Here is a 6,000-nt window from a genome sequence, read left to right on the forward strand (position 1 = left end):
GAAGTAGGAGGAGCTGGATGTTCCAGAACGCCGACGAGGCCAAGAAGTTCATCGCGGACGAGGACGTCAAGTTCGTCGACGTCCGCTTCTGTGACCTGCCGGGCGTCATGCAGCACTTCTCGCTGCCCGTCGAGGCGTTCGACCCGGACGAGGAGCTGGCGTTCGACGGTTCGTCGATCCGCGGCTTCCAGGCCATCCACGAGTCCGACATGGCCCTGCGCGCCGACCTGTCGACCGCGCGGGTGGACCCCTTCCGCCGCGACAAGACGCTCAACATCAACTTCTTCATCCACGACCCGATCACGGGCGAGCAGTACTCCCGTGACCCGCGCAACGTGGCGAAGAAGGCGGAGGCGTACCTGGCGTCGACCGGTATCGCCGACACCGCGTACTTCGGCCCCGAGGCCGAGTTCTACGTGTTCGACAGCGTGCGCTTCAAGACCTCGGAGAACGAGTCCTTCTACCACATCGACTCCGAGGCCGGCGCCTGGAACACCGGTGCCCTCGAGGACAACCGCGGTTACAAGGTCCGCTACAAGGGCGGCTACTTCCCGACCCCGCCGGTCGACCACTTCGCCGACCTGCGTGCCGAGATCTCCCTGGAGCTGGCCGCCTCCGGCCTCCAGGTCGAGCGCCAGCACCACGAGGTGGGCACCGCCGGCCAGGCCGAGATCAACTACAAGTTCAACACGCTGCTCGCCGCCGCCGACGACCTCCAGCTCTTCAAGTACATCGTGAAGAACGTGGCCTGGCGCAACGGCAAGACCGCGACCTTCATGCCGAAGCCGATCTTCGGCGACAACGGCTCGGGCATGCACGTCCACCAGTCGCTGTGGAGCGGCGGCTCCCCGCTGTTCTACGACGAGGCCGGCTACGCGGGTCTGTCGGACATGGCCCGCTACTACATCGGCGGCATCCTCAAGCACGCCCCGTCGCTGCTCGCCTTCACCAACCCCACGGTGAACTCGTACCACCGTCTGGTCCCGGGCTTCGAGGCCCCGGTCAACCTGGTGTACTCGCAGCGCAACCGCTCCGCCGCGATGCGTATCCCGATCACGGGCTCGAACCCGAAGGCCAAGCGCGTCGAGTTCCGCGCGCCCGACTCCTCCGGCAACCCGTACCTCGCCTTCTCGGCCCTGCTGCTCGCGGGTCTCGACGGCATCAAGAACAAGATCGAGCCGGCCGAGCCGATCGACAAGGACCTCTACGAGCTGGCTCCCGAGGAGCACGCGGGCGTCGCGCAGGTCCCGACCTCGCTCCCGGCCGTCCTCGACCGCCTCGAGTCGGACCACGAGTTCCTGCTCGCCGGTGACGTCTTCACGTCCGACCTGATCGAGACGTGGATCGACTACAAGCGCGCGAACGAGATCGCCCCGCTGCAGCTGCGCCCGCACCCGCACGAGTTCGAGCTGTACTTCGACGTGTGATATCGCCCCAGGTCAGAGCGGGTTTCCGCTCGCCTGGGCCGTCTGTGGGCCGTCGGCCGTGCTCTTCCCACTCCGGGAGGGGCACGGCCGACGGCCTTTTACGCTCAGGACCCGGGAGACACTCTCTTGCCGAACACCGAGTCGATGGCCCGGCGCGCCCGGTCCCTGCTGTTCGGCATCAGGTGTGTGTACGTCCGCAGCGTGAACCCCGGGTCGGAGTGACCGAGGTACTCGGCCAGAGCCTTGATGTTCTCTCCCGAATCCAGCAGGACCGACGCGTAGTAGTGCCGCAAGGCGTGCATGCCGTGCTCACGCGACGGTTTGAACCGCTCCCCCGGCGCCCGTTCCGGGATGACACCGCCAGCAATCAGGGCGGGCTTCCACAGGTACATGTTGAAGTAGTTCCTGTTCAGTGCCTTACGCTCCCGCGAGTAGAACAGCAATTTCGCTGTGACCGGCGGGCCGTCCGGAGTCTTCCACGGCAGGGTGACGTCGGTTGGGGGCCGGCGGGTGACGTGCGCGGCAAGCGCATCCGACACCACGTCGGGCAGCGGCACGTCTCGCAGCTTGCCGCCCTTGGGCGGGGCGAACACCATCTGCGGACCGACCAGCTTGACCTGCCGTGCGATGTGCAGCACTCCCCCGTCGAAGTCGACTTCATCGACGGCCAGCCCGAAGATCTCGCCTTGTCGCAAACCGCACCCGGCACCGAGGTCCACCGTTGTTGCGTACTGCTCCGGGAGTCCGCCGCGAACAGCCACCACTCGATCACGCGTCCACGGCTTGATTTTCCGAGGGTCAAGCTTGGGCGCTCGAACGGAACCCGCACGGCAGGGATTGCGGGAGATGATGCCGTCGTCCACGGCCGCGCCGAACACGGCAGAGACGTTTGCAAACACGGTCCGCTGATATGACGCTGCCATTCCGGAGTCCATGAGAGCCCGCGCCCACGTGCGGATATGGGTGGGCTGGAATGCGGTCATGGAGCGCGAACCGATGTACGGAAAGGCGTGCAGCCGAAACCGCAACTCCATGTTCACGATGGTGGAAGGGTCCGTGGTCTGAGACGCCAGCCACGCCGTGGCGAAGGCTTTGAACGTCACCTTGCCTGCCGACGGGTCGACGTACTGCCCGCGCGACATGTCCGTCTCGATGGCGCTAAGCCACTGCTCGGCAAGTCGCTTCTTGCCGTCGGAGAAGCTCTTGGACTTCTCGGTTCCGTCGGGGCCGATGTACCGAGCCCGGTAGCGCAACCCGCTGCCGTGGCGATCGCTCTTGACGCGGACGGTCTTGCCGTCGGAGTTGGTCTCGGTCTTGAACCAGCGGTCTTGGATGTGGCCTGCCATGCGGCGGCGGTCCTCTCGACATGCAGCAGGGAGAGCCGCCGGATAGCGGCTCTCCCTGCTGTCTGCGGTGGGTGTGGGGTTAGGCGGCGTCTTGGTCGGTGCTCTTGCGTTCGGCGACATGGGCGAGCACGTCGGCGGGGTCGTAGCGGATGTACTTGCCGATGCGGAATCCGGGCGGCCCCAGCCGCTTCCGACGCCACTGGTAGACGGTCTCTTTGGGCACCTCGAAGATCTCGGCAATGTCATCGGGGGTCAGGTACCGGTCCGGCAACCCGCCGCGAAGCGTGGCGCGCGGGTCCGGCTGTGCATGTGCGGTCCTCATGGCGTGTCCTCCGTGCGCGGGCGAGGGTCCTGTTTCAGGGGCGTGCCTGTCCGAGGCTCGGATTTCTGCGTCATTGCGTCATCAGCGTCATTCAGGCTTCTGACCTGCGGCTTTATGTGACGCAGCGGTTCAGGCGTGCGTCATCTGCGTCATTGGCCGCGTCACGGATGACGCGGCCAATGACGCAGATGACGCAGGATGACGCAGAGTCCACCGTCTGCGTCATGGCCGTAGCCGCAGTTCAGGGGCGGTTTTCCGGCCTGCATGACGCAGATGACGCAGCGTCTTCCCTCTTAGGACAAAAGAGGGGGTGTCTGTTGTGGTGCGGTGCCTGAAAGCGTGAAGAAGGGGCCGCTTCGCGGCGCGACCCTTGGGCGGCGTTCCGCCGAACAGCAAGAGGAGCACGCCCCCGCAGGTGGTGCTCCTCTTGCTTGTCCGGGCGAACGCGGCGAGGGTCAGTGCATCCGCTGTTGCTCGTGTGGGGGCGCGCTGGCCAGGCGGGTCATTTCGAGGTAGCGGCCCTCGCTGGTGCGGCCCGAGTCGATGACGACGCCCCGGGCGGACAGGGTTGGCTGGAGACGCTTGAGCCGGTCGGAGAGGACTTTGCCGGTGGTCGGCCACCCCCTGGGCAGGGCACGCAGGTCCTCGCCGCTGTAGAGACGGCTCAGGCAGTGCAGCCACTCGGTGGACGTCATCCGCTGTGCCGTGCCCGGCTCGATGGTGTCGGCATGCCGAAGGACGGTCTGTGCCAGCAGGTCACCCTCGATCACGTCGTCGTTGAGGTCGTCCAGGCTGGCCCGGTAGGCGGTGAGCGCCCCGAGTCCGGTGGCCGCGTCGAGCTGTGCACACAGGCGGGCGAAGTCCGCCATCCGCAGGTCGGTGGGGGTTTCCGCCTCCACCGCGCGAACCTTGACGGTCAGGTCCAGGAGTGAGCCGAGGACAACGGGCAACACCTCCTCGTAGTCCGCCCACAGTTCCGCCTCGGTGCGCCGCACGCGGGGCCGCTCCAGCCGCAGGGGCAGGAGTCGTTCGGCGAGGTCGGGGCGGATGACGCCGACGTCAATACCGGTCAGGAGCAGGGGGCGGCGGTAGCCGACGCGGAACACGTCCCCGTCGGTGAACAGGGCGCGCTTGACGCTCTCGATGCCGGTCACGATGCAGCACATCGCGTCGGACAGGTCCGGCGTCATGTGGGAGAGGTTGTCCAGGGCGGTGACCCATCCGGCCGCCACCGCTGCGACTAGGTTCTCTTCATCCTTCGGGGCCCGGCGCAGGTCACCGCTCATACCCTCGATGATCCGCACGAGCATCCGCCCGCCGGTGGACTTGCCAGCGCCCTGCGGCCCGGTGAGGAACGGCGCGGGGACCGGCACGGACGGCCCCAGGCAGCCGATCAGCCACGCGATGGCCAGGCACTCGGTTTCCGCGTTGGCGAAGTTGCAGAGCCTGAGCAGGAGATCGATGCCCTTGCCGTCGGTGTCCTTGACGGGCAGGGGGAGTTCGCCGGTGAGCTGGGTGCGCCGCCAGCACACCTCACGTGGGTCCGGGGTGAGCACGTCCCATCCGGTGGGGTGGATTCGGACGGACTTCCCGTCATCGCGGCCCAGGTCCAGCCACGTCGCTCCGTCGAATCCGGGGGCGACGCGGATGTGTACGGACTGCACGTCCTCGGTCAGCGCGAGCGCTTCGATCAGGTCCAACGCCTCCTTCAGCGCGGTGCCGTTGAACACGCCGATACCGTCCTTGAACAGGCCGACCATGAGTTCCTGGCGGTGGCTTCCGGTGGTGCCCTGGGAGCGGATCGGGCGGGCGACGGGGTGGCCGGTGCGCTGCGCGTACACGGTCCCGTCCACGGTGCGGAAGTACCGGAAGTGGGACTGCGCGTAGTCGGTGATGATCTGCCGGGCGGGGTTCTTCTCGTCCTCGGACACGGTCACAGTCCCAACGTGGTCAGGGCGTTGGTCCACGCGTCGGTGCAGTGCCGGGGGGTCTCGCCCTTGGCCTGCGCGGCGGTGAACAGCCGGTTGACGTGGGTGTCGGTGAGGCAGCCGCACCGGCCGTGCGTGGACAGCACGGCGAGGAACGTGCAGTACACAGTGGCGTGCACTGCAATGGACGCGTCGGCGATGCGCTGCACGGCCATGGCGATCCCACGATCCAGGTAGGCGGGCGTGCGGTGCCTGCACTCGCCCCCATGGCCCCTCAGTGGCGCTGTGAGGCTCTGTGGCGCCCTGCGCACCGTGGTCGGGTCCTTTACCGCCAGCGCCCGCACAGCGTCGGGGAGAGAGGACGTGGTGCCCGTGCCGCTTCCGAGCCAACGGGCGTATGCCATAAGGGACTTGATGTCGACGCCGGGCCGTACGGCGTTCACAGACCGCATGGAACCCCGGTAGATCCAGTGCTCCCCCCGTGTCGTCGGCACGGTGCGGGTGGCGGGCAGGGTGGCGCGAGCCCACTGAACGGCGGCGAGGTCGTCCAGGTCGACCACGGTCACGCCGGCGCCGCCGGGGTGGTAGGCGACGGCGGAGGCCCGACGCCACGCCGTGGCCCACGCCGGGGAGGTGAGGACACCGGGGTCGGTCGTGGCGGCGGCCCACGCGTGGCAGACGCCGGGGCACCGGCAGGGGCCGGGGGTCTTCATGTTCGGCCGGCCGCCGCACGCGTTGCCGGTGCAGTCGGGGCAGTTGCCGAACGGGACCTTGCCCGCCCGCAGGGGCAGGGGCGGGATGCCGTGCGTGGCGAGCATGAGGGCGGTGTCCAGCAGGGGCGGGGCGGCGGTCATGCGGCCGTCCTCCCTTCGAGGGCGAGGAACTGGGCGGCGATCCATTGGCTGTAGGCGGGGGGTACGGCTTTGCGGGCTTCGAGGCTGGTCATCCAGGTGCAGCCCATGGCGTCGGCGTAGGCG

At 67.9% G+C, this 6,000-nt stretch carries 5 protein-coding genes and 1 pseudogene; 1 reads left to right on the forward strand and 5 read right to left on the reverse strand.

Annotated elements, in window-relative coordinates:
- Nucleotides 1-17 precede the first annotated feature (17 nt).
- Nucleotides 18-1,427: a type I glutamate--ammonia ligase gene (gene glnA / locus ABZ490_RS37425; RefSeq protein WP_359000786.1), complete on the forward strand. Its 1,410-nt coding sequence runs from the start codon at nt 18-20 to the stop codon at nt 1,425-1,427.
- A gap of 104 nt (nt 1,428-1,531) precedes the next feature.
- Here the strand turns inward: glnA and ABZ490_RS37430 are convergent, their stop codons facing one another.
- The 5 genes and pseudogenes from ABZ490_RS37430 to ABZ490_RS37450 form a co-directional block, all read right to left on the reverse strand.
- A complete protein-coding gene (locus ABZ490_RS37430) occupies nt 1,532-2,773 on the reverse strand; it encodes a tyrosine-type recombinase/integrase (RefSeq protein WP_359000789.1) in 1,242 nt (413 codons plus the stop codon).
- 79 nt (nt 2,774-2,852) lie between these two features.
- Nucleotides 2,853-3,095 (reverse strand): helix-turn-helix domain-containing protein, encoded by a 243-nt coding sequence (locus tag ABZ490_RS37435; RefSeq protein WP_359000792.1) that lies wholly within the window; start codon nt 3,093-3,095, stop codon nt 2,853-2,855.
- A 455-nt stretch (nt 3,096-3,550) separates the two neighbouring features.
- A complete protein-coding gene (locus ABZ490_RS37440; RefSeq protein ID WP_359000816.1) occupies nt 3,551-5,026 on the reverse strand; it encodes an ATP-binding protein in 1,476 nt (491 codons plus the stop codon).
- A gap of 2 nt (nt 5,027-5,028) precedes the next feature.
- Entirely contained in the window at nt 5,029-5,877 is an 849-nt protein-coding gene (locus ABZ490_RS37445) for a DNA primase (RefSeq protein ID WP_359000795.1), read from the reverse strand.
- A pseudogene (locus ABZ490_RS37450) lies at nt 5,874-6,000 on the reverse strand (DNA cytosine methyltransferase); the annotation flags it as partial. The gene ABZ490_RS37445 and the pseudogene ABZ490_RS37450, both read right to left, overlap by 4 nt.

This window comes from Streptomyces sp. NPDC005811, assembly GCF_040630405.1.
In the GTDB taxonomy this organism is placed as follows: domain Bacteria; phylum Actinomycetota; class Actinomycetes; order Streptomycetales; family Streptomycetaceae; genus Streptomyces.

Coding starts and splice junctions, on each gene's coding strand:
- glnA (WP_359000786.1), top strand. CDS start 18: ATGTTCCAGAACGCCGACGAGGCCAAGAAGTTCATCGCGGACGAGGAC.
- ABZ490_RS37430 (WP_359000789.1), bottom strand. CDS start 2,773: ATGGCAGGCCACATCCAAGACCGCTGGTTCAAGACCGAGACCAACTCC.
- ABZ490_RS37435 (WP_359000792.1), bottom strand. CDS start 3,095: ATGAGGACCGCACATGCACAGCCGGACCCGCGCGCCACGCTTCGCGGC.
- ABZ490_RS37445 (WP_359000795.1), bottom strand. CDS start 5,877: ATGACCGCCGCCCCGCCCCTGCTGGACACCGCCCTCATGCTCGCCACG.